The organism is Flavobacterium pectinovorum (assembly GCF_022802975.1).
Classification (GTDB): Bacteria; Bacteroidota; Bacteroidia; order Flavobacteriales; family Flavobacteriaceae; genus Flavobacterium; species Flavobacterium pectinovorum_B.
This window is the reverse complement of sequence record NZ_JAFEVZ010000009.1, coordinates 129,060-150,657: the sequence shown is the minus strand read 5'-3', so window position 1 is coordinate 150,657 and position 21,598 is coordinate 129,060. Positions and strand designations below refer to the sequence as shown.

Here is a 21,598-nt window from a genome sequence, read left to right as displayed (position 1 = left end):
AAAAATAAACCACAAAAAAAGCTACAATTCATCCTCTAATCGAAAACGGAATTTTAACAATACGTTATTACGTTCAACCTCTAAATTAATCCAAAGTTCTTCTTCAGATTTTAAAAGATTATTAATTTGCTGTAAAGTATATTTGTAAGGTTTATTATTATTTATGCTAATAATTACATCTCCTTTTTGCAGTCCACATTTTTCAGCTGCTGATTTTTTACGGACATTTACAATTTCATAAATAGGTTTTAATTGAAATTTATATCTAAAATCATCCCTTCTTCCTTCATTACTATCATCAATTGAAGTAATGACCCGAACAGTTTCTAAGTGAACCGTTTCCTGCACCCATTGCAAACCATTATGCTGAATTGTAATTCCACTTTTATTATAACTAAAAGGTTCATTGAATTTGTTGTTTTTTTTCAGATACATTTTTTTATCAGCGTAATCCATAACGATTGTAAATCTTTTTAAAACTTCACCTCCAACTGAACCAACCCTGTTAGCAACCATTTTTACATTTTTTATGGAAATTGAATCAGGAAAGGAAACAATCGGATTTTTAAATTCAAAATCGGCAAGCGAAAATTTAGAAACTTTAGCCCTGTGCCCTTCGATATCTCCGCTAAAGCCTTTTCCTAAAAAATCAGGAAAATTCTTTTTGGGCAATTTTATTTTGTCATTTTCAAAAACCCAAAATGAATCACTGTTACCAATATCCACAAGTAATTTTGCCGGAATATTTTCATCTTCAACTAAGGCTGTAGCCATAACATAAGGTTTAGACCTTTCAATGGTAATAGGCAGTATTGTAAATTTTTTATCTATTTTTTTTCTAACTAATTCATTATTTTGATGTACAAAAATTCTTTTCTTTTGATAATTAATTTCTACAACATTATTTTTAAAAAACTTGTATCCAATTATTCCGTTAACCGGAATTCCGATATGCGAGGATAAATTGAAACTCTGATCTAAAATAATATAAACCAAATGATTTATCGATTTTAAACCATGTGTTTCCAGAATATTGTTGGTTGATTTTAAACCTTCTATTTCCTCTTCGCTTCCTAATCCACGGAGTTTAATTTTTTGAACATTTTTAAAACTAACCTCTTTTTTATCCTCCATACTGAATAAAATCGTTTCATCAACACCTGAATCTAATAAAAAATTCAGCTCAACCCCGTTAACTTTTATTGGGATAAAAACTAAATTATTAATTAGCTTAAAGGGAATTACAACTTTCTTTTTATTCTTTTCAATTAAAAAATCATCCTGAGCATGGAGTGTAAAAGATATCAAAAGCCCAAAAAACAATATGATATATTTTTTCATTGATAATTTTTTATTATAAAATTACTAAAAAAATTGATTATTGTTACATTTTCACAACTCCTTCTATTGTTTACGTTAAATTCGAAAAAAAAATGCAAATTTGCACTTCAATAATTTATACTCATGCCAACAATTTCACACAAAGGCAAAAACATGCCTGAATCTCCGATACGCAAGCTGGCTCCTTTTGCAGATTTAGCAAAGAAAAAAGGACACAAGGTGTATCACTTAAACATTGGTCAACCGGATATCAAGACACCCGAGGTGGCCATCGAGGCGGTAAAAAATATTGATTTAACACTTATAGAATACAGTCCGTCTGCCGGATATGAAAGCTATAGAAAAAAATTAGCTCATTTTTACCAGCGCCAAAATGTAAACGTTAACTCAGAAGACATCATTGTAACCACTGGTGGCTCTGAAGCCTTACTTTTTGCACTGGCCACAATTACAGATCCCGGAGATGAAATCATTATTCCGGAGCCTTTTTATGCTAATTACCACGCATTTGCATCATCAACAAGTGCAACTGTAGTACCGCTTGTTTCTACAATCGAAACTGCATTTGCTTTACCAAATATTGACGAGGTTGAAAAATTAATTACACCTAAAACAAAAGCCATTCTGATTTGCAATCCCGGAAATCCAACCGGTTATTTATATTCTGAATCAGAAATTAAACAATTGGCAGGCTTAATAAAAAAGCATGATTTGTATCTAATTGCCGATGAAGTATATCGTGAGTTTTTATACGACGGAGACGACGAACATTTTTCAGTAATGAATTTAGATGATGTACAGCAAAATGTCATCATGGTTGATTCGGTTTCCAAACGTTACAGTATGTGTGGTGCCAGAATTGGGTGTTTAGTAACAAAAAACAAACAGGTTTTAGCAACGGTAATGAAATTTGCACAGGCACGTTTAAGTCCGCCAACAATCGAACAAATTGCCTGCGAAGCTGCTATCGATACCCCTCAAAGTTATTTTGATGAAGTAATTTCAGAATATAAAAGTCGTCGTGACACTTTAATCAACGAACTAAACAAAATTGATGGCGTAATCGTAACCAAACCTAAAGGAGCTTTTTATTGCATTGCACAATTGCCAATAGAAAATTCTGAAGATTTTGCCCAATGGCTTTTAGAAAGTTACGATTTAAACGGGCAAACTGTAATGGTTGCACCTGCTGCCGGTTTTTATTCAACTCCGGGAATGGGATTAAATCAGGTTCGAATCGCTTATGTATTAAACAAAGAAGATTTGATTACTGCTGTTAACATATTAAAAGAAGCGCTTATCATTTATAATAAAAAATAGTAATAGCTATTACAGACTTATAAAAGACAATAACTTATTGGGTTATTGTCTTTTGTCTTTATAACAAACATACATTTGGTTTTAATTTAAATTATATCCAAAAAGGAGCAATTAAATAGTAAAAACGATAGAAAAGGTTTCCTATTTATTAATTATCTTTACCGCCTTAAAAGAATATACCCATACTAATAGTAGTTTTTAATGATAAATAACGAGGATTTTTTAGACGAAATAGGAGACAATCATTTTAGCACCAATGCACAAAACCCTTTAAGAAAAGATGCATTTGACTTAAGTGACGAAGAAAAAATAGAAAAAATAAAAAAAGATGTTGAAAACATTCTTCAGACACTTGGAATGGATTTGACGGATGACAGCATAAAAGGTACTCCAAACCGGGTAGCAAAAATGTTTGTAAAAGAAATTTTTGGAGGTTTGAATCCTGCAAAACAGCCAAAAGCCTCTACTTTTGACAATAATTACAAATATGGTGAAATGTTAGTCGAAAAAAACATTACTGTTTATTCAACCTGCGAACACCATTTACTGCCAATTATCGGCCGCGCTCACGTTGCTTATATTTCAAGCGGAAGAGTTATTGGCTTATCAAAAATGAACCGTATCGTAGAATATTATGCAAAAAGACCTCAGGTTCAGGAGCGTTTAACTATGCAGATTGTTCAGGAATTACAAAAAGCCTTAGGAACTGAAGATGTTGCCTGTGTTATTGATGCCAAACACCTTTGCGTTAACTCAAGAGGAATTAAAGACATCGAAAGCAGTACTGTAACATCTGAATTTGGCGGAAAATTCAAAGATCCGCAAACGAAAAGAGAATTTCTGGATTACATTAAATTGGATACGCAATTTTAAGTTTAATCGTTTAATCGTTAATTTGTTTAATCGCTTCATCAGAAGCCTAATTTTTCGATTAAACAATCAAACAAATCAAAAATTAAACAAAAAACATGTATCTCTTTTCTTTTGAAAAATTAGAAGTCTGGCAAAATTCTCGAGTTTTTATTTTAGAAATTTATAGATTGACAATTGCATTTCCTTCTCACGAATTATTTGGAATAACCTCTCAGATAAAGAGAAGTTCTTCTTCGATTGCTACGAATATTGCTGAGGGAACATCAAGAAACACAAATAAAGACAAGGCACATTTTTAACAATTTCATATTCTTCAGCAATGGAAACATTAAACCATTTAATTCTTTCAAAAGATTTAAACTACATTTCAGAACAATAATACATTCAATGTCGCGAAAAACTTGAAAAAATTTGTAATCAAATAAACAATCTAAAAAAATATTATCTTTCACAAGAACAAATCCGATAATCACAATTAAACAAATTAACGATTAAACGATTAAACATTAAGACTATGCCATTATATACATCACAACCCTTAAAAATATACAACTCACTTTCGGGTGAAAAAGAAAATTTCAAACCAATCCATGAAGGAAATGTTGGAATGTATGTTTGCGGACCAACGGTTTATAGTAATGTGCATTTAGGAAACGTAAGGACATTTATGTCTTTTGACGTCATTTTCAGGTACTTTTTACATCTGGATTACAAAGTTCGCTATGTTCGTAATATTACTGATGTTGGCCATATTGTAGATGATGTTGATGAAGGCGAAGACAAAATTGCCAAAAAAGCTCGTTTAGAGCAATTAGAACCAATGGAAGTCGTTCAGCGCTATACTGTTGATTTTCATGACATCTTAAAAGCTTTCAACTTTTTACCGCCAAGTATTGAACCAACTGCAACCGGGCATATTATTGAACAAATTGAAATCATCAAAAAAATCATCGATACCGGAATTGGTTATATTGCCAACGGATCAGTTTATTTTGATGTTGTCAAATATAACGAAACCAACAATTACGGAGTTTTAAGTGGCAGAAATATCGAAGATATGCTTGCTAACACCCGTGATCTTGATGGGCAGTCTGACAAAAGAAACCCTCAGGATTTTGCACTGTGGAAAAAAGCAGAACCGGAACATATCATGAGATGGCCTTCTCCCTGGAGCGATGGTTTCCCGGGTTGGCACCTTGAATGTACTGCCATGAGTACTAAATATCTTGGAAACCACTTTGACATTCACGGTGGCGGAATGGATTTAAAATTCCCACACCACGAATGCGAAATTGCCCAAAACGAAGCCTGCACCGGACAATCTCCGGTAAATTACTGGATGCACGCTAACATGCTTACGCTTAATGGAAAAAAAATGGCAAAATCAACCGGAAATAATATCTTACCGGGAGAAATTTTAAGTGGAGACAATACCGTTTTAAGCAAACCGTTTTCTGCATCTGTAACTCGTTTTTTCATGTTGCAGGCGCATTACCGCAGTATTTTAGATTTTTCTGACGATGCTATTGTGGCCGCAGAAAAAGGATACAAAAGACTGATGGAAGCCGTTGATGCCTTAGCAAGCATTTCAACAAGTACAACAAGCTCAATTGATGTAGCATCATGGAAACAGTTGTCCTATGATGCCATGAACGACGATTTTAACACACCTATTCTAATCGCACAATTATTTGAAGCCGTTCGATACATCAATTTATTAAAAGAAGGAAAAGAAACGATCAGTACAGAAGATCTAAAAATATTCACAACCGCTGTAAATGCTTTTGTTTTTAATGTTTTAGGCTTGAGTGATGATAAAGCTGCAGACACTAATAATGATAAATTAGAAGGTGTAATCAACATGCTTATCGGAATGAGAAATCAAGCCAGAGCTGATAAAAACTTTGCTCTTTCTGACCAGATTCGGGATCAGCTGATTGCTTTAGGCATTCAATTGAAAGACGGAAAAGAAGGTACCAGCTTTTCGATATAATCAATTTATTTTCTAATAAATCATGAAAGTTATAACTCCGTTTGTTTTATTAGTACGTTTTTATCAAAATGCCATTTCGCCTTTTACACCAGCATCATGCCGGTTTGAACCTACATGTTCGAGCTACATGATTGAAGCCCTGCAAAAACACGGATTATTTTATGGAGGATACTTAGGAATGAAACGTATTTTAAGCTGTCATCCCTGGGGGAGAACTGGTTACGATCCTGTTCCGGAAAAAAAATGTTCGCACAAACATTAACTTTTAATAAAGACATACTCTGTTTTAAATATTTATTTTTACAACTATCTAAAAACACAATACTACATGACACAAGCTTTAAACATCGTTTGGAATCCTTCTGAGGGAATCGATTTAGGATTTTTTATGATTCGCTACTATAGTTTAATGTTCGTAATAGCCTTTGGTTTGGGCTGGTTCTTAATGAAAAAAATTTTCGAACGTGAAAACGAATCAATCGACAAGCTAGATTCTTTATTTGTATGGACTGTTTTAGCAACTTTGTTTGGTGCGCGTTTAGGACAAGTTCTTTTTTACGATGAAGACAATTACTTCAGAAACCATCCTTTAGAAATGTTTTTACCAATTAGAGAAAATGAAGGATCAACACTCTTCGGATTCATCAATGGTTGGGAATTTACAGGCTTTCAAGGCTTAGCCAGTCATGGTGCCGCAATTGCAATTATTATTGCCATGTATCTTTATAATAAAAAAATATTACATCGTTCAGTTTTATGGATTTTAGATCGAATCGTTATTCCGGTGGCAAGTGGGGCAATTTTTGTTCGTATTGGAAACTTTATGAATTCTGAAATCATCGGTAACGAAACAACTTCTGCATTTGGTATTCGTTTTTTACATGACCAGTTCAGCAAAAACGAAGCCGTTAATGCAACTAAAATCGGTAACCCAAAAGAAGCTTACACTGCCATTGCAACAGACCCTAAGTTTGCTGATTTATTAGCTCAGGTTCCAGCAAAACACCCTACACAGTTATACGAAGCATTTTGTTACATTTTTGTATTTGCCATCTTGTTTTTCTTATATTGGAAAACAAATGCAAGACTAAAATCAGGCTATTTATTCGGATTATTTTTAGTGCTTTTATTTGTTGTACGTTTCATTGTAGAATTCGTCAAAGAAAGCCAGGGTGGTTTTGAAAATGAATTAGGTTACTTCTCAACAGGACAATGGCTAAGTATTCCATTTATTATAATCGGACTTTTCTTTATTATTAGAGCACAACGAAATCCTTTAGCTACTTCATAAATCAGGTTTAATCAATATATAAAATACTCAATACTCAAAAGTATTGGGTATTTTTTTACTCTATACTTTAATTTTAAACTTCATTTTAATTCTGTCTACAGTCCCTTTTAGAAGCAGAAGTATTCTTTTCATAAGAAACTTTCAGTCCTGCTGTCCGCTATATCTTTTTCTGGTTAAAGGAACCAGAAAAAGGATACCGCTCCAATCAGGGCTAAATTAAAAATCTATTTTTCAGAAGAAAGCATAAAAACCCTAATCTTTCTGCTCCAAAAAATAATAATCGAGTTCAGCTTTGTAGGTATCAATACAAGGTGTTTTTTTGAATAACCGATTCAGGTCAATACCAAAACAAAAAAACTTCAATTTATCGCAAAAAAAAAGATCCAGCTTTCACTGGATCTTTTAATATGTCAAACTAAAATTAGTTATTATGTTTGTCTTCAATTATATGTTTCTCATCAGAAGAAATCGTATCAACCAAAACGGGTGTAGCGATAAATAATGACGAATAAGTACCTACAACAATACCAATTAACATTGCAAAGATAAATCCTCTAATTGATTCTCCACCAAAAATAAACATTGTTAACAATACAATAATCATCATTAATGAAGTATTCAAGGTTCTGGATAAAGTAGTATTAATAGAAGCATTTACGATATCTTCAAAATTTCCTTTACGGTTTCCTATAATAAATTCTCTAACTCTGTCGAATACAATTACAGTATCGTTCATAGAGTAACCAATAACCGTAAGAATCGCAGCGATAAAGTGCTGATCCATTTCCATGTGGAAAGGCATGAATTTATAACATAAAGAATAAATTCCTAATACAAAGATTACGTCATGAGCAACAGCTGCAATCGCACCTAATGAATACTGCCATTTACGGAAAGATACCATCAAATATAAGAAGATAACTGCCATTGCTCCAAGAACTGCCCAATATGAGTTAGTTTTGATATCCTCAGAGATCGAAGCTCCTACTTTTGATGCCTGTAAAACTCCTATTCTTTTACCATCATAAGTGTTTGTAAATTTTTCATAAGTAACATTAGGGAAATATTTCGCTAATGCTTTATATAACTTTTGATTTACTTCTTCATCGACAGCTATACCATCTTCTTTAATTTTATATTTAGTAGTGATTTTCAACTGATCATCATCACCTAAAATTTTAGCCTCAACAGGAGTTGCGAAAGCCGCAGATAATTCATCAGCAACAACTGTAGCATCTACAGGTTTTTCAAATTTAACCTGAAACGTTCTACCTCCAACAAAATCAACACCTTCATCTAATCCGTTAACGAAGAATATAGAAACCAAACTCACAACTGTTACAATAGAAGAGAAAATATAAGTGAATTTTTTCACTTTAATAAAGTCGTAGTGGAAATTAGTAAACCAGTTTTTAGTGATATTTGTAGAGAAAGTTAAATCTCCTTTTCCGGCAATGTTTCTGTCAATGAAAATTCTGGCAATAAAGATAGATGTAAACAATGAAGTTACAATACCAATAAGTAATGTTAAAGCAAAACCTTTGATTGGACCTGTTCCAAAGATAAATAAGATCGCTCCGGTTAAAACGTGAGTTACGTTTGCATCAATAATAGAACGCATTGCACCATGCCATCCGTAAGAAGCAGCAACTGCTTCAGATAATGATTTACCTTCACGCAATTCTTCTTTTGCTCTTTCAAATATAATAATGTTCGCATCTACCGCTGTACCCAATGTCAATACGATACCTGCAATACCTGGTAATGTCAATACAAAACCAAAACTTGCCATAATTCCGAAAAGGAAAAGTAAGTTTAATAATAATGCAAGGTTTGCATACCAACCTGCCTTACCATAATAGAACACCATCCATAAACAAACTAATAAAAATCCTAATACAGATGAAACTGTACCAGCATCAATAGCTGCCTGACCTAAAGATGGCCCTACAACAGTTGACTGAATAATGTCTGCAGAAGCCGGTAATTTACCTGCATTTAAAACGTTAGCTAAATCTTTAGTTTCAGCCACATCAAAAGAACCTGTAATTTCAGATCTTCCTCCTGCAATTGGTCCGCTTGTAACTCCTGGTGCAGAATAAACTACATTATCCAAAACAATAGCGATATAACTTTTTTGAGAAAAAGCTCTTCCTGTTAGTTCTTCCCAGATTTTAGCTCCCTGACTGTTCATTTGCATAGAAACAGCCGGTTTTCCTAATTGGTCGAAAGTATCTTTTGCATCTGTAACAACACCACCACTCATAGCAGGAGCATTATCTCTGTTTCCTTTTAAAGCGTATAATTCTACAGCTTCAATATCTTTTCCTTTAGCATCTTTTGTAGTAGTTGGCTTGCTCCATACAAATTTTGCATTGTGCTGGTCTGCAGCCAATAAAATTCTGATTTCAGGTCTTTTAAAGTACTCGTTAACTACTGCGGTATCTTTTGGCGCAAAGTAACCCAAAACAGGTCCACCACCCTGACCAAGCATTTTATCAAATAATGGATTATTTCCTTTCTTAGTATCAGCTGAATCTTTAGCTGTATCAGTTAATAATGCATTCAATGAATCTTTAACAACAGTTTTAGTTTCTGTTATTTTAACTTCAGTCTTTTTTAAAGCTTCATTAGTAGCAACTAAAAAGTTTCCGATTTCTTCAATTTTAAAAGTTTCCCAAAACTCTAATTGAGCTTTTCCTCCTAATAATTTTTTAATTCTGTCAACATCTTTAGCACCCGGAAGTTCTACTAAGATTCTTCCTGTTTCTCCTAATTTTTGAACATTTGGCTGAGTAACACCAAATTTATCGATACGCTCTCTTAATACTTTAAAAGCACTTTCTACAGACTCATCAACTTTTCTTTTAATTACTTTTTGAGCCTGAGCATCTGACATTTGAAAATCAATACCACCATCTCCCTGTAAACTTCTGTTTGCAAAAATATCAGGTGAAGCCAATTTTACACTTCCTTTTGAATTTGCTTCAAAAGCTTCAAAAAACTTATTTAAATAGGTTTTATTTCCTTCTAAATTCGCACTTGCATCAGCTAATGATTTATTAAATACCGGGTTTTTAGAATTGTTAGCCAAACCTTTCAAAACATCTTTAATAGAAATTTGAAGAATAACGTTGATTCCTCCTTCTAAGTCAAGACCCTTATTTAATTGTTTGTTTTTTACTTCATTATAAGTAAAATCTGTAAAACCAAGATTCAATACTTTTTCTTTACCAATAGAATCTAAATATTTTAGCTCTTTATCAGGATTATCTCCTGCAAAAGCTTTAGCTCCTTCTTTGACATTATTTGCCACAAAGGTGAAAGAAAGTTGGTAAATACTTACCAATGCAAATAGAATTGCGAAAAATTTAATAAGTCCTTTATTCTGCATTATTACTAAAAATTAATTATGTTTTATTGTTTGTTTTTGCTTTAAATTCCCATAAAATAAGCCCTGACATGAGTTTTTAAAACTAAAAAATCGTGATCACGAATTACAACATTTTTTTTAAACCGAGCAAATATATAATTCTCGAAAAGATTAAACAATTTATTTATTAATTAATCTCAAAAAAAAGACTGCAAAAGTGCAGCCTTTTTCTTTTTTTTCGAAAATCTTTATGTTAAAATCGATTTTAGAGCGTCATTCATACTCCTAACTGCATCTGCACTTTTAGCAAACAAAGCCTTCTCTTCTTCATTTAAATGAATTTCTAAAATTTGCTCAACACCGTTTTTACCAATTATACACGGCACCCCAATACATATATCGCTTTGCCCATACTCTCCTTCAATAAAGACTGAACAGGCAATCATTTTCTTTTGATCATTCAAAATACTGTCAACCAAAAATGCTACTGAAGCTCCCGGAGCATACCATGCTGATGTTCCTAACAGTCCTGTAAGTGTAGCACCTCCAACCATTGTATCAGCAGCTACTTTTTTCAACACTTCTTCTGAAAGAAATTCAGTAACCGGTATTCCATTATAAGATGCCAAACGGGTTAACGGAATCATGGTTGTATCACCGTGACCACCAATTACCATTGCAGAAATATCATTTGCCGGTTTATCTAAAGCCAAAGAAAGATAAGTCCTGAATCGGGAACTGTCTAACGCTCCCCCCATCCCAATAATTCTGTTTTTTGGCAAACCTGTAGACTTTAATGCCAGATAAGTCATAGTATCCATTGGATTAGAAACCATAACAATAATCGTATTAGGCGAATATTTCAACACATTTTCAGCAACCTTTTTTACAATTCCTGCATTAATACCTATTAACTCTTCACGAGTCATTCCGGGTTTTCTTGGGATACCTGAAGTAATCACAACAACATCACTTCCTGCGGTTTTGGAATAATCATTTGTAACACCTGACACATGAGTATTAAAACCCGTGTTTGTAGCACATTGCATAATATCCAACGCTTTCCCTTCGGCAAAACCTTCTTTAATATCCAACAATACTACTTCGCTGGCTATTCCTCTATAAGAAATAACATCCGCACAAGTGGCTCCAACATTTCCTGCTCCTACAATGGTAACTTTCATATTTTATACTTTATTGGTTATTAATTAATTTTTAGGTTCAATTTACAAAATTGCTAAACACTTAACTGGTCAAATGTTTTTCTTTTTAGAAATTTTAATTGAGACTCTTCACAAGTCTTAAAAAAATCATTCGGGCATTTATGCATCAATGTTTGCGTAAACAGCATTTTTCTCGATAAACTCTCTACGAGGTGGTACTTCATCACCCATTAACATGGAGAAAACTTGATCAGCTTCAGCTAAACTATCAATATTTACCTGACGCAAAGTTCTAAAATTTGGATCCATTGTGGTTTCCCATAATTGCTCAGCATTCATCTCTCCAAGACCTTTATAACGCTGAATCGCCGCACTGCCTCCCATTCTTTCATTCGCCTGATCACGTTGAACGTCATTCCATGCATATTCCTTTTTATTTCCTTTTTTAACTAAATATAAAGGTGGAGCTGCGATGTAAACGTGACCTTCTTCAATCAATTCTTTCATGAAACGGAAGAAAAACGTTAATATTAAGGTAGAAATGTGACTACCATCGACATCGGCATCACACATGATAATTACTTTATGATAACGTAACTTAGAAAGATTCAATGCTTTACTATCTTCTTCAGTTCCAACAGTAACACCTAAAGCCGTAAAAATATTACGAATCTCTTCATTTTCGAATACTTTATGATGCATTGCTTTTTCAACATTCAGAATCTTACCTCGTAATGGCAAAATTGCCTGAAAAGCACGGTCACGTCCTTGCTTTGCCGTTCCACCAGCCGAATCTCCCTCGACAAGATAAACCTCACATCTTGCAGGATCCTGTTCAGAACAATCTGACAGTTTTCCCGGTAATCCTCCACCACCCATAACGGTTTTACGCTGTACCATTTCACGTGCTTTTTTAGCAGCGTGACGTGCCTGAGCAGCCAAAATAACCTTTTGAATAATGATTCGGGCATCATTTGGATTTTCTTCCAAATAATTCTCCAGCATCTCCCCAACAGCCTGAGAAACCGGAGAAACTACTTCTCTGTTTCCAAGTTTTGTTTTGGTTTGTCCTTCGAATTGAGGTTCAGCAACTTTTACCGAAATAATCGCAGTTAATCCTTCACGGAAGTCATCTCCTGAGATTTCGAATTTCAATTTATCCAACATTCCGGAAGCATCGGCATATTTTTTAAGTGTTCTTGTCAAACCACTTCTAAAACCTTGTAAATGCGTTCCTCCTTCGTGTGTATTAATATTATTTACATAAGAGAAAATGTTCTCCGTATAACTTGTATTATAAATCAAAGCAACCTCGACCGGAATTTCACCTTTTTCGTGATCCATACTGATTACATGAGAAATAATAGGCTCACGGTTACCGTCTAAATAACGAATATATTCTTTAAGCCCTTCCTGAGAATGGAAAACTTCACTTTTAAACTCCCCTTTTTCATCAACCTCTCTTTTATCTGTAAACGTAATTGTAATACCTTTATTTAAGAAAGAAAGTTCACGCATACGAGCTGACAACGTATCATAAGAGAACTCTGTAGTCTGAGTAAAGATTGTATCATCCGGAAAGAAAGTCTGACGTGTACCTCTTTTATCTGTTTCCCCGATTTGTTTTACCGGATATAGTGATTTTCCTCTTTCGTATTCCTGCTCGTAGATTTTTCCATCTCTAAAAACAGTAGATTTCATGTGAACAGAAAGTGCATTTACAACAGAAACCCCAACTCCGTGAAGACCTCCCGAAACTTTATAAGAATCTTTATCAAATTTACCTCCGGCACCAATTTTAGTCATTACAACCTCAAGTGCAGAAACTCCTTCTTTTTTATGTAAATCAACCGGAATACCACGACCGTTATCTTCAACAGTTACAGAACCATCTTCGTTTATTGCGACACCAATAGTATCACAATGCCCTCCCATCGCCTCATCAATAGAGTTATCCACAACTTCATAAACCAAATGATGCAGCCCTCGAACACCCACATCTCCAATATACATCGACGGACGCATTCTTACGTGCTCCATTCCTTCTAATGCCTGAATACTATCTGCTGAATAATTGTTCTTCTTGATTTCTTCGCTCATATAATTTATTCTAAAAAATGTAATTATTGTCTTAACACGCAAATATATAAAAACGCAATTTATATACCTCTTAAAATACCATTTAAAGCACCTAAGTTATTAACACAATTATCAAAAATCATAAAAAAATCAATCCTAAACCTATCTTTAAATTCCAAACTCATAAATTCCAAATTCCAAAAATAGGAATAACATAAAAAATCATATTTCCCTAAACTTCAATAACTAAAAAATCATTACAAAAAAAAAACTGAAACTACACTTGAATGTATTTCAGCTTTTACATATTTAGTCCAAATCGGAATTTGGAATTTAGTTTTAAACAACAACACCTGATTTTGCAATCTCAACATCAGCATTTAAATGTGCTGCATTCGCTCTACCGCTTGGATCCGGATTATCCTGCCATTTTGGAATCCATTTTCTTACTGTCTGAGCTGAGCTGACTTGCGGATAGTATTTGTGAAAAATTGACCTGTATAAATAAGCCTCCTTTGTTGTTGGTGAATTGTACGGAAACTCGACTGTCGCTCCTGCTAATTGCTCATCAGAAACCTGAGCGGCACAATATTCAATCAACCCATTAACCCAGCCATAACCTACACCGTCTGAAAACTGTTCTTTTTGTCTCCATAAAATATCATGAGGCAAATACGGATCGTCAGGCGTATCAAAAGCTTTTCTTAAAATATATTTTTCAATTGCTTCGTACGTTTTTGGTTGTTTTTCTTCTGTTTTAATCCGAATTGCTACATCCAGAAAATCCTTATCCAAAAACGGAACCCTGGCTTCTAAACTATGCGCCATTGTCGATTTATCAGCACGTAAGATATCAGCAGTAAACAATTTCTGAACCCTTTCGATAGTTTCTTTTTGAAATTCTTCTGAAGACGGCGCATTTCTAAAATACAAATGACCTCCAAAAACCTCATCAGCTCCTTCTCCCGAAAGTATCACTTTTATACCTTTCTCCTTTACCGCTTTTGCCAGCAAATACATTGGCACACCTGAACGTACAGAAATAATATCATACGTTTCGATGTGGTAAATTAGTTTTTCTAAAATCTCAACTCCCTCTTCAACGGTAAAATGAATTTCATGATGCTGGGTACCTAAGAATTCCGCTGCTTTTCTTGCCGCAATATTATCGGGAGCATCAGCATCTAAACCTATAGAGAATGAATGTAATTTTTCTTTGCTTCCAGCTAATAATCTCGATGCAATAGCTGAAGTCAAAGATGAGTCTAAACCTCCGGACAACAATACTCCAACCGGCACATTACCCATTAAACGTTTACGGGTAGATTCAATCAAGGATTCTCTTATCAAATCTAAATCAAGTGGCTGATTCGCATTTTCATACTCCTCATATTCAGGCTCATAATATTTAACAAAACCTGTTTTTGCCGTATAATAATGGCCCGGAGGAAAAGTCGAAAATGACTTACACTGATCCGCAATTGATTTCATTTCGGAAGAAAAATAAATTCTTCCTCTTTCGTCTAGTCCATAATACAAAGGCTTGACACCTACAGGATCTCTTCCGGCAATATAATCATCGCCATCAACAACTACAAATGCAAAATCCCCATCCAGTAAATTACAAAAATCATAACCAAATTCTTCGTATAAATGAACTATTACTTCCGAATCTGATTTTGTTTTGAATGTGTGGTACTTTAAAATTCCATCCCTTAATTCCTGATGATTATAAATTTCTCCATTATGAACCATCCACGCTTTTTTTGAACCCTGAATTGGCTGCTTCCCTGAATGTAAATCCATAATAGACATACGTTCACTGGCTAAAATGCTGCCATTTTCCATAATCTGTAAATCGCTTTCATCAACACCCCGATGCGACATTCTGTTCGAAAGTTCTTTTACGAGCTGCGGGTCTTTTCCTTTGCCTATAACAGCTAATATTCCACCCATACTATTCTTTTTTTATTGTATATTCTATTCTTTTTCCTTAATTCTCAAAAATTTCTTCTTTCAGCAAAAGCCAAATATAAAAAATTCAAATAAACATTTAACTCCCAAATAATTAAACTCACAAAATAAAATTATTAAGGTAGTTTTATAAACCAAGAAAAACGTTCTCAGAGAGAACGTTTTCTGTAATATTAAGCCCTAAATTAAACTTTATTATTTTTGATAAGCATCATCGTGTACACTTGCAACCGCTCTTCCTGAAGGATCGTTCATGTTTTTGAAAGCCTCATCCCACTCCAAAGCAATTTTTGTACTACAAGCCACACTTGCCTCCTGAGGGACACATAATGCTGCTGCATCACTTGGGAAATGCTCAGTGAATATTGAACGATAGTAGTATTCTTCTTTTGAAGTTGGAGTCTGTAACGGGAATTTGAATCTCGCATTTGCCAATTGCTCGTCTGAAACTTCTCTGGCTACCACTTCTTTCAAAGTATCGATCCAGCTGTATCCTACTCCATCAGAGAATTGTTCTTTTTGTCTCCATGCTACACTTTCCGGCAACATATCTTCAAAAGCTTTACGAACTACCCATTTTTCCATTGGGTGTTCTTTGTTGATCATTTTATCCTGAGGTTTGATGCGCATGGCAACATCCATAAATTCTTTATCTAAGAAAGGAACACGTCCTTCGATTCCCCAAGCTGCTAAACTTTTGTTTGCACGTAAACAGTCATACATGTGAAGTTTTCCTAATTTACGAACGTTTTCTTCGTGAAATTCTCTTGCGTTTGGCGCTTTGTGAAAGTATAAATATCCTCCAAATAACTCATCTGCACCTTCACCAGAAAGAACCATTTTGATCCCCATAGATTTGATAACTCTTGCCATTAACCACATTGGAGTTGACGCTCTAACCGTAGTTACATCATAAGTTTCAAGGTTGTAAATTACATCACGAACCGCATCTAAACCTTCCTGAATAGTAAATTTAATTTCATGGTGAATCGTTCCGATATGATCTGCTACTTTTCTCGCTGCCGCTAAATCAGGTGAACCTTCCAAACCAACTGAGAAAGAGTGTAATTGTGGATACCAGGCATCTGTAGTGTCATCAGACTCAATACGTTTTTGAGCAAATTTTTTGGCTACAGCCGAAGTAATAGAAGAATCTAAACCACCTGAAAGTAAAACTCCGTAAGGAACATCACTCATTAATTGTCTGTGAACCGCTGCTTCTAAAGCTTCTTTAATAGCAGGAATACTTGTTTCGTTGTCTTTTACAGCATCATATTCCGTCCAGTCTCTTTTGTACCATTGTACAAATTCACCATCTTTACTTGTCATATAATGCCCTGGAGGGAATAATTCAATTTTTGTACAGTATCCTTCTAAAGCTTTCAATTCAGAAGCTACATAGAAAGTTCCGTGCTGATCCCAACCAATGTACAATGGAATAATTCCCATGTGGTCACGAGCCACAAAATATTCATCTTTATCAACATCATAAATCGCAAAACCGAAGATTCCGTTCATTTCATCTACAAAATGTGGTCCTTTTTCTCTGTAAAGAGCAAGAATAACTTCGCAGTCACTTTCTGTCTGAAAGTTATATTTTCCTTCAAATTGTTTACGTAATTCTCTGTGGTTGTAGATTTCGCCATTTGCAGCCAAAACCAATTTTTTATCTTCAGTAAACAATGGCTGTTTTCCAGAAGCAGGATCAACAATTGCCAAACGCTCATGAGAAAGAATCGCTTTATCATTACTGTAAATACCGCTCCAGTCCGGTCCGCGGTGACGAATGATTTTAGACATTTCTAATACTTGAGGTCTTAAGGTTTCTGCTTTTTGTTTTAGATCAAAGGCACATACGATTCCACACATAATTCTATATTTTTATTTTTTTTTAATTTTATTTTGATAGGGCAAAGATGAAGTATTAGTTACAATTGAAAAACACAAATAACAATATCAATTACAAATATCAATCAAAAAAAGCAATTTACATACTAAATGTAAAATTTTAATATAAATAAAAGCTTTAAACTTGAAAATTTTAATTTTGAATCTAAATGAAGCGTAAAACAGAAAGTTCTAAAGAGATTTTTGAATAAAATTTTTAGATTTTGAAGAAACATTGAAAAATACTCAAAGCGCAGAAGAAAAACTGTTCAGAAATTATTCTTTACTCAATATTAGCATTTAGAAGTCGCTTTATTCCACACTTTCAATCGTGTAATGTGTTTTATTAATTTCGAACTTAAATCCGACCTTGTTGCCCATTAAATGTGTGCCCAAAGGCGATTGTGGAGAAAGCGCAATAATATTTATTCCGTCAATAGCAATTTTAGGAAGTGCCACACTCAGATACAAATAAATTCCGTTTGCCTTTACCAGACTTCCTGAAATAATATTTTCAGTATTTTTAGAAGCATCAATCTTGTCTAAAATTGCTTTTTGAGCTATTGCTTCTTTTAATTTATTGGTTAGTTTTTCCTGTTCGATATGCATCATCGACAAAGCTGTTTCGTGTTTATCGCCGGCAGAACCTTTTGCATCGTTTTTAGAATCTTCGGTCAAAGCCGAAATCATATCCCTGAAAACATCGATTCTGTCCTGAACCATTTGTAAATAATGTGCGTATATTTTTTGTTTGAAAATCATTTTTTAAAGATTCTGAGGTTCTAAGTTACAAAGATGCAACCGTTTTTTTGCTGCCACAAAAGATTTTTATGCCGTCAATTATACTGATTTTCTTTAGCATCGAAAAATTAACACGATGTTTTTTATTTTTTGATAAACAATCAATAATTTTAACACTTAAAATTTAAACATCATTATGAAAACATCAACATTTATTACAGCACTTGCATTTGGAGTTACTATTTTATTATCATCAAACGCAAATGCTCAAAAATTCCCGGGTTTAGACAAAAGCCCTATGGATGCAGCAGCTTACCCAAACGATTATAAAGATGCGGCCAAAACTGTAAAAATTACCTACAGTCGTCCTCAATTAAAAGGGCGTCCTGTGAGTGAATTAGCTCCAAATGGAAAAGTATGGAGAACCGGAGCAAACGAAGCTGCAGAAATCACTTTCTACAAAGATGTAAAATTAGGAGACACTAAAATTAAAGCTGGCACCTATACTTTGTTTACCATTCCTGAAAAAGATTCTTATACAATTATCATCAACAAAGATCTGAATGTTTGGGGTTCTTATACTTATAAAGAAGCTAATGACGTTGCCCGATTAAAAGTACCTGTAACTGAAGGGACTGATTCTTTGGAAGCTTTCTCAATGGTTTTTACAAAAGCAGACAAAGGAATTGTTTTAAACTTAGGCTGGGATAAAGTTAGAGTTGCTGTTCCTTTTACGGAATAACAGCTTTTGAATTCAAAAAAAATAGCTTCCTGAATTTGGAAGCTATTTTTTTATCTAAACAATTCTCTTAAAAATCAAATTTGTAATTTGCACCGCCAAGAACCTGGAATCCCTGAACAGGATAATTCAGCCATTTTTCATAAGCCTGATTTCCAATGTTATTCAATTTCAGGAAGAAAGTCAAACGTTCGCTAAATTTGTATCCTAAGTGTGCATTGGCATCAAAATAACTCTTTAAAGTAACAGGGGCATTCATAGTTGCACTTAATAAATCAACCTGCATATCTTTACGCTCACCTACATAAAAAACGTTCAAACCCGCATACCATTGTTTGGTGATATTTACATCAAGATTAGAACTTAATCTAATTGTTGGTAAGTTCCATGCTTCTGCTGGCGCATCAGTTTTGTAACTATTAAAAGTTCCGTTAATTCCAAAAGTAACGTTTTCAGAAAAATCAGCTTTTAATTCTCCGTAAAAACGAAATGTTCTAATGTCTTCATAAACAACTCCAAAAGAATTTCCGTAAGCATAATTTTCGTTTGAAAAATCTTCTGTATAATCATTACTTTTAAACAGCGCTTTGTTTTTTTCATTCAAATAAGAACCTGTCAGATTATAGTTTACATTATTAGCCAGTTTACCTTTCAAACCTGCAAAAACATTATATTGCGTACTTGATGGTGTCATATTTAAAGTTGGCGATAAAAACGGATTTTCGGTCACAAAATCAGCATAAGAGTTTTGGATCAAACTTCCATTTACTCCTGTGTAGAAAATCATTAAATCTCCAACCAACTTATAGGAAGCATTCACTTTTGGGTAGATATAAAACTTGTTTCCACTATTTTCAGAGTCCAATGCGTAATATAATCCTGCTCCTAATTCAAGAGTCCAGTCGTTTTCAGTCACTACAAAACTTGGCTCAATTCCAAAATTTGTCAAACTATATTTTACAGCATCAGTATTAGTTTTAAAATAATTATTTTCAAAACTTCCACTTACGTGGTCAACAATCACATTCGTATTGATTGACTGATCCATTACATCAACTTTAAAAGTCGGTTTTAGGTAAAAACGATTTTCTGAAGAAGAAAAACTATCTGAAAAATGAGTAAATTTTGCTGCTACTTTACTAAAAATACTTTCGTTAAATTCCATGTTTCCACCCAAAGAAATTGTATTATAAGTATGTCCCGGATTAATTTTATTTATTAAATCGATACGATCCTGCGGAATTAAATTCGAACCAAAATATTCAGGAAGTCCATACCAATTATAAATCTGGTTTTGGTATCCTAATTCTACATTCCAGGACATATCTCGATTGTTTTGCCCATAACCAACATTTAATGCAGTGTCATAAAATTCATCATTCAAAAGCACCTCTTTAATTCCACCCTGCGATGAATGGTGACGCAACATTGCAGATACAAAATCATCATTCCCTAAATCCTGATTCACAAACAATTCAGCATTTAATGTACTGTAATTTCCAACGCCCACAGTTGCATAATTATTAAACAAACGTTCTTGCTTAGATTTTTCTACACTGGCCGCTTTTCCTTTTGAAGGCGTAAAAGTCGAAGCCACAGGAACTGATAAAATACTATATTTAATTGTTTCTTTTGGCTGATTACCGCTATCGTCCAGCGAAGGAGTTTCTTTTACTTTAAAAGCATCGGATATTGTTGGCGAATACGGCTTTACTACATTTACAGTTTCGGTTCCAATATTTTCATTTTTCTTTTGTGAAAATGAAAACTGAAATACAAACAGTAAAATCAAAATGATTGTTTTATTCTGGAAATTAATTTTCATATTTTATTTTTTGCGTAAAATGCATTTTGTAAAACGTAAAATGTTCTTTTTATTAAGATTTTCACATTTTACTTTTCACATTTTACATTGTACATTTTTTAATTTTTTAATTCTCTAATTAACTAATTTTCTAATTAGACTTCCCATTCTCCTTTAGCAATAAACTGAGCTTTTCCTCCTATTTTAACATCAAAATCGTTTCCGGTTAATTTCCCTTTGAAATGAATTTGAGAAGGACGATTTATATAATCCCCCTGATAATTGATTAATTCTAATTCAGGTTTGTGATTTTTTAAAAGATAAGCCTGCAAACATGTACTGGCACTTCCTGTAGCCGCATCTTCTTTTAATTGATTGTGCTCTATATACATCAATCTGCTAAACAGTTTTGAACCTTCCAAATAATAAAAATACAAACCTTGATGAGCTGTTTTACAGTTATTTTTCAGCCATTTATCGGTTTTGTCTTTATCTAAAACCAAACTTTCCAAGGCTCTTTTACTGCTTAATCCAACCATTACAAAAGCGCTTCCTGTCGTCACTTCCTGAATTGGAAATTGATTTTCAAAATCACTATTTTTCAAATTACTGAACAATGTAAAATCTTCTTTCGAAAAAATATCCCAAAATTTCGGCTGTGCAGCTTTTAACCAAATCAAATCTTCAGACTGTTGAATCAAAATTGGCCCAATCGGAACATTTAATTTTATGTTTTCTGGCGAATTTTCAAAAATTTTATTCATCAAAACCCATGAAGTTCCAATTATCGGATGACCCGCAAACTGCATTTCCTGAGATGGAGTAAAAATTTTAATTTCGGCTTTATTATTTTCTTTATCCAATTTGGTTACAAAAGTGCTTTCTGCAAAATTAATTTCGCAGGCAATCTTTTGCATTTCATCTGAACTTAAATTTTGGGCATCTAAAAAAACAGCCAATTGATTTCCGGCGTATTTTTTATCTGTAAAAACATCAACTATATAAAAAGGTAAACTCATA

The 21,598-nt window shown here is 33.7% G+C and carries 15 protein-coding genes and 1 pseudogene; 7 read left to right on the top strand and 9 right to left on the bottom strand.

What is annotated here, in order from left to right; genetic code table 11:
• Nucleotides 1–21: 21 nt before the first annotated feature.
• Nucleotides 22–1,341, bottom strand: coding sequence for a PDZ domain-containing protein (locus FLV_RS14140; protein ID WP_243234747.1), 1,320 nt, complete (start codon nt 1,339–1,341; stop codon nt 22–24).
• A 123-nt stretch (nt 1,342–1,464) separates the two neighbouring features.
• On the opposite strand from FLV_RS14140, the gene FLV_RS14135 reads away from it, so the two are divergent.
• The 6 genes and pseudogenes from FLV_RS14135 (at nt 1,465) to lgt (ending at nt 6,818) form a co-directional block, all read left to right on the top strand.
• Entirely contained in the window at nt 1,465–2,661 is a 1,197-nt protein-coding gene (locus FLV_RS14135) for a pyridoxal phosphate-dependent aminotransferase (RefSeq protein ID WP_243234746.1), read from the top strand.
• 201 nt (nt 2,662–2,862) lie between these two features.
• On the top strand, nt 2,863–3,534 hold the full coding sequence (gene folE / locus FLV_RS14130) for a GTP cyclohydrolase I FolE (protein ID WP_243234745.1): 672 nt from the start codon (nt 2,863–2,865) through the stop codon (nt 3,532–3,534).
• A gap of 95 nt (nt 3,535–3,629) precedes the next feature.
• Nucleotides 3,630–3,913, top strand: a pseudogene (locus FLV_RS14125) (four helix bundle protein).
• Between the two features lie 135 nt (nt 3,914–4,048).
• The gene (gene cysS / locus FLV_RS14120) at nt 4,049–5,527 is read left to right on the top strand and encodes a cysteine--tRNA ligase (protein WP_243234738.1); all 1,479 of its coding nucleotides are present in this window, start codon (nt 4,049–4,051) and stop codon (nt 5,525–5,527) included.
• Between the two features lie 22 nt (nt 5,528–5,549).
• The gene (gene yidD / locus FLV_RS14115) at nt 5,550–5,789 is read left to right on the top strand and encodes a membrane protein insertion efficiency factor YidD (protein ID WP_056186540.1); all 240 of its coding nucleotides are present in this window, start codon (nt 5,550–5,552) and stop codon (nt 5,787–5,789) included.
• 66 nt (nt 5,790–5,855) lie between these two features.
• Nucleotides 5,856–6,818, top strand: a complete 963-nt coding sequence (lgt, locus tag FLV_RS14110) for a prolipoprotein diacylglyceryl transferase (RefSeq protein ID WP_243234733.1) — start codon at nt 5,856–5,858, stop codon at nt 6,816–6,818.
• Nucleotides 6,819–7,239: 421 nt separating this feature from the next.
• On the opposite strand, the gene secDF is transcribed toward lgt, so the two are convergent.
• The 6 genes from secDF to FLV_RS14080 all read right to left on the bottom strand — a co-directional run bounded on the left by secDF (nt 7,240) and on the right by FLV_RS14080 (nt 18,056).
• Nucleotides 7,240–10,212, bottom strand: coding sequence for a protein translocase subunit SecDF (secDF, locus tag FLV_RS14105; protein WP_243234727.1), 2,973 nt, complete (start codon nt 10,210–10,212; stop codon nt 7,240–7,242).
• 227 nt (nt 10,213–10,439) lie between these two features.
• Nucleotides 10,440–11,375 (bottom strand): malate dehydrogenase, encoded by a 936-nt coding sequence (gene mdh / locus FLV_RS14100; RefSeq protein ID WP_243234726.1) that lies wholly within the window; start codon nt 11,373–11,375, stop codon nt 10,440–10,442.
• A 138-nt stretch (nt 11,376–11,513) separates the two neighbouring features.
• Complete coding sequence (gene gyrB, locus FLV_RS14095; protein WP_243234722.1) at nt 11,514–13,454, bottom strand: DNA topoisomerase (ATP-hydrolyzing) subunit B; 1,941 nt, start codon at nt 13,452–13,454, stop codon at nt 11,514–11,516.
• Between the two features lie 318 nt (nt 13,455–13,772).
• Nucleotides 13,773–15,389, bottom strand: coding sequence for an asparagine synthase B (gene asnB / locus FLV_RS14090; RefSeq protein ID WP_243234721.1), 1,617 nt, complete (start codon nt 15,387–15,389; stop codon nt 13,773–13,775).
• A 213-nt stretch (nt 15,390–15,602) separates the two neighbouring features.
• Nucleotides 15,603–17,276: an asparagine synthase B gene (asnB, locus tag FLV_RS14085; RefSeq protein WP_243234720.1), complete on the bottom strand. Its 1,674-nt coding sequence runs from the start codon at nt 17,274–17,276 to the stop codon at nt 15,603–15,605.
• Between the two features lie 330 nt (nt 17,277–17,606).
• Nucleotides 17,607–18,056: a GreA/GreB family elongation factor gene (locus FLV_RS14080; protein WP_243234718.1), complete on the bottom strand. Its 450-nt coding sequence runs from the start codon at nt 18,054–18,056 to the stop codon at nt 17,607–17,609.
• A gap of 175 nt (nt 18,057–18,231) precedes the next feature.
• Here FLV_RS14080 and FLV_RS14075 point away from each other — a divergent pair, with 175 nt between their 5' ends.
• A complete protein-coding gene (locus tag FLV_RS14075) occupies nt 18,232–18,777 on the top strand; it encodes a DUF2911 domain-containing protein (RefSeq protein ID WP_243234716.1) in 546 nt (181 codons plus the stop codon).
• A gap of 67 nt (nt 18,778–18,844) precedes the next feature.
• On the opposite strand, the gene FLV_RS14070 is transcribed toward FLV_RS14075, so the two are convergent.
• Together FLV_RS14070 and FLV_RS14065 are read right to left on the bottom strand one after the other, a co-directional pair.
• Nucleotides 18,845–20,599, bottom strand: a complete 1,755-nt coding sequence (locus tag FLV_RS14070; RefSeq protein ID WP_243234715.1) for a TonB-dependent receptor — start codon at nt 20,597–20,599, stop codon at nt 18,845–18,847.
• A 134-nt stretch (nt 20,600–20,733) separates the two neighbouring features.
• Nucleotides 20,734–21,597 (bottom strand): PhzF family phenazine biosynthesis protein, encoded by an 864-nt coding sequence (locus FLV_RS14065; RefSeq protein ID WP_243234712.1) that lies wholly within the window; start codon nt 21,595–21,597, stop codon nt 20,734–20,736.
• Nucleotide 21,598 lies beyond the last annotated feature (1 nt).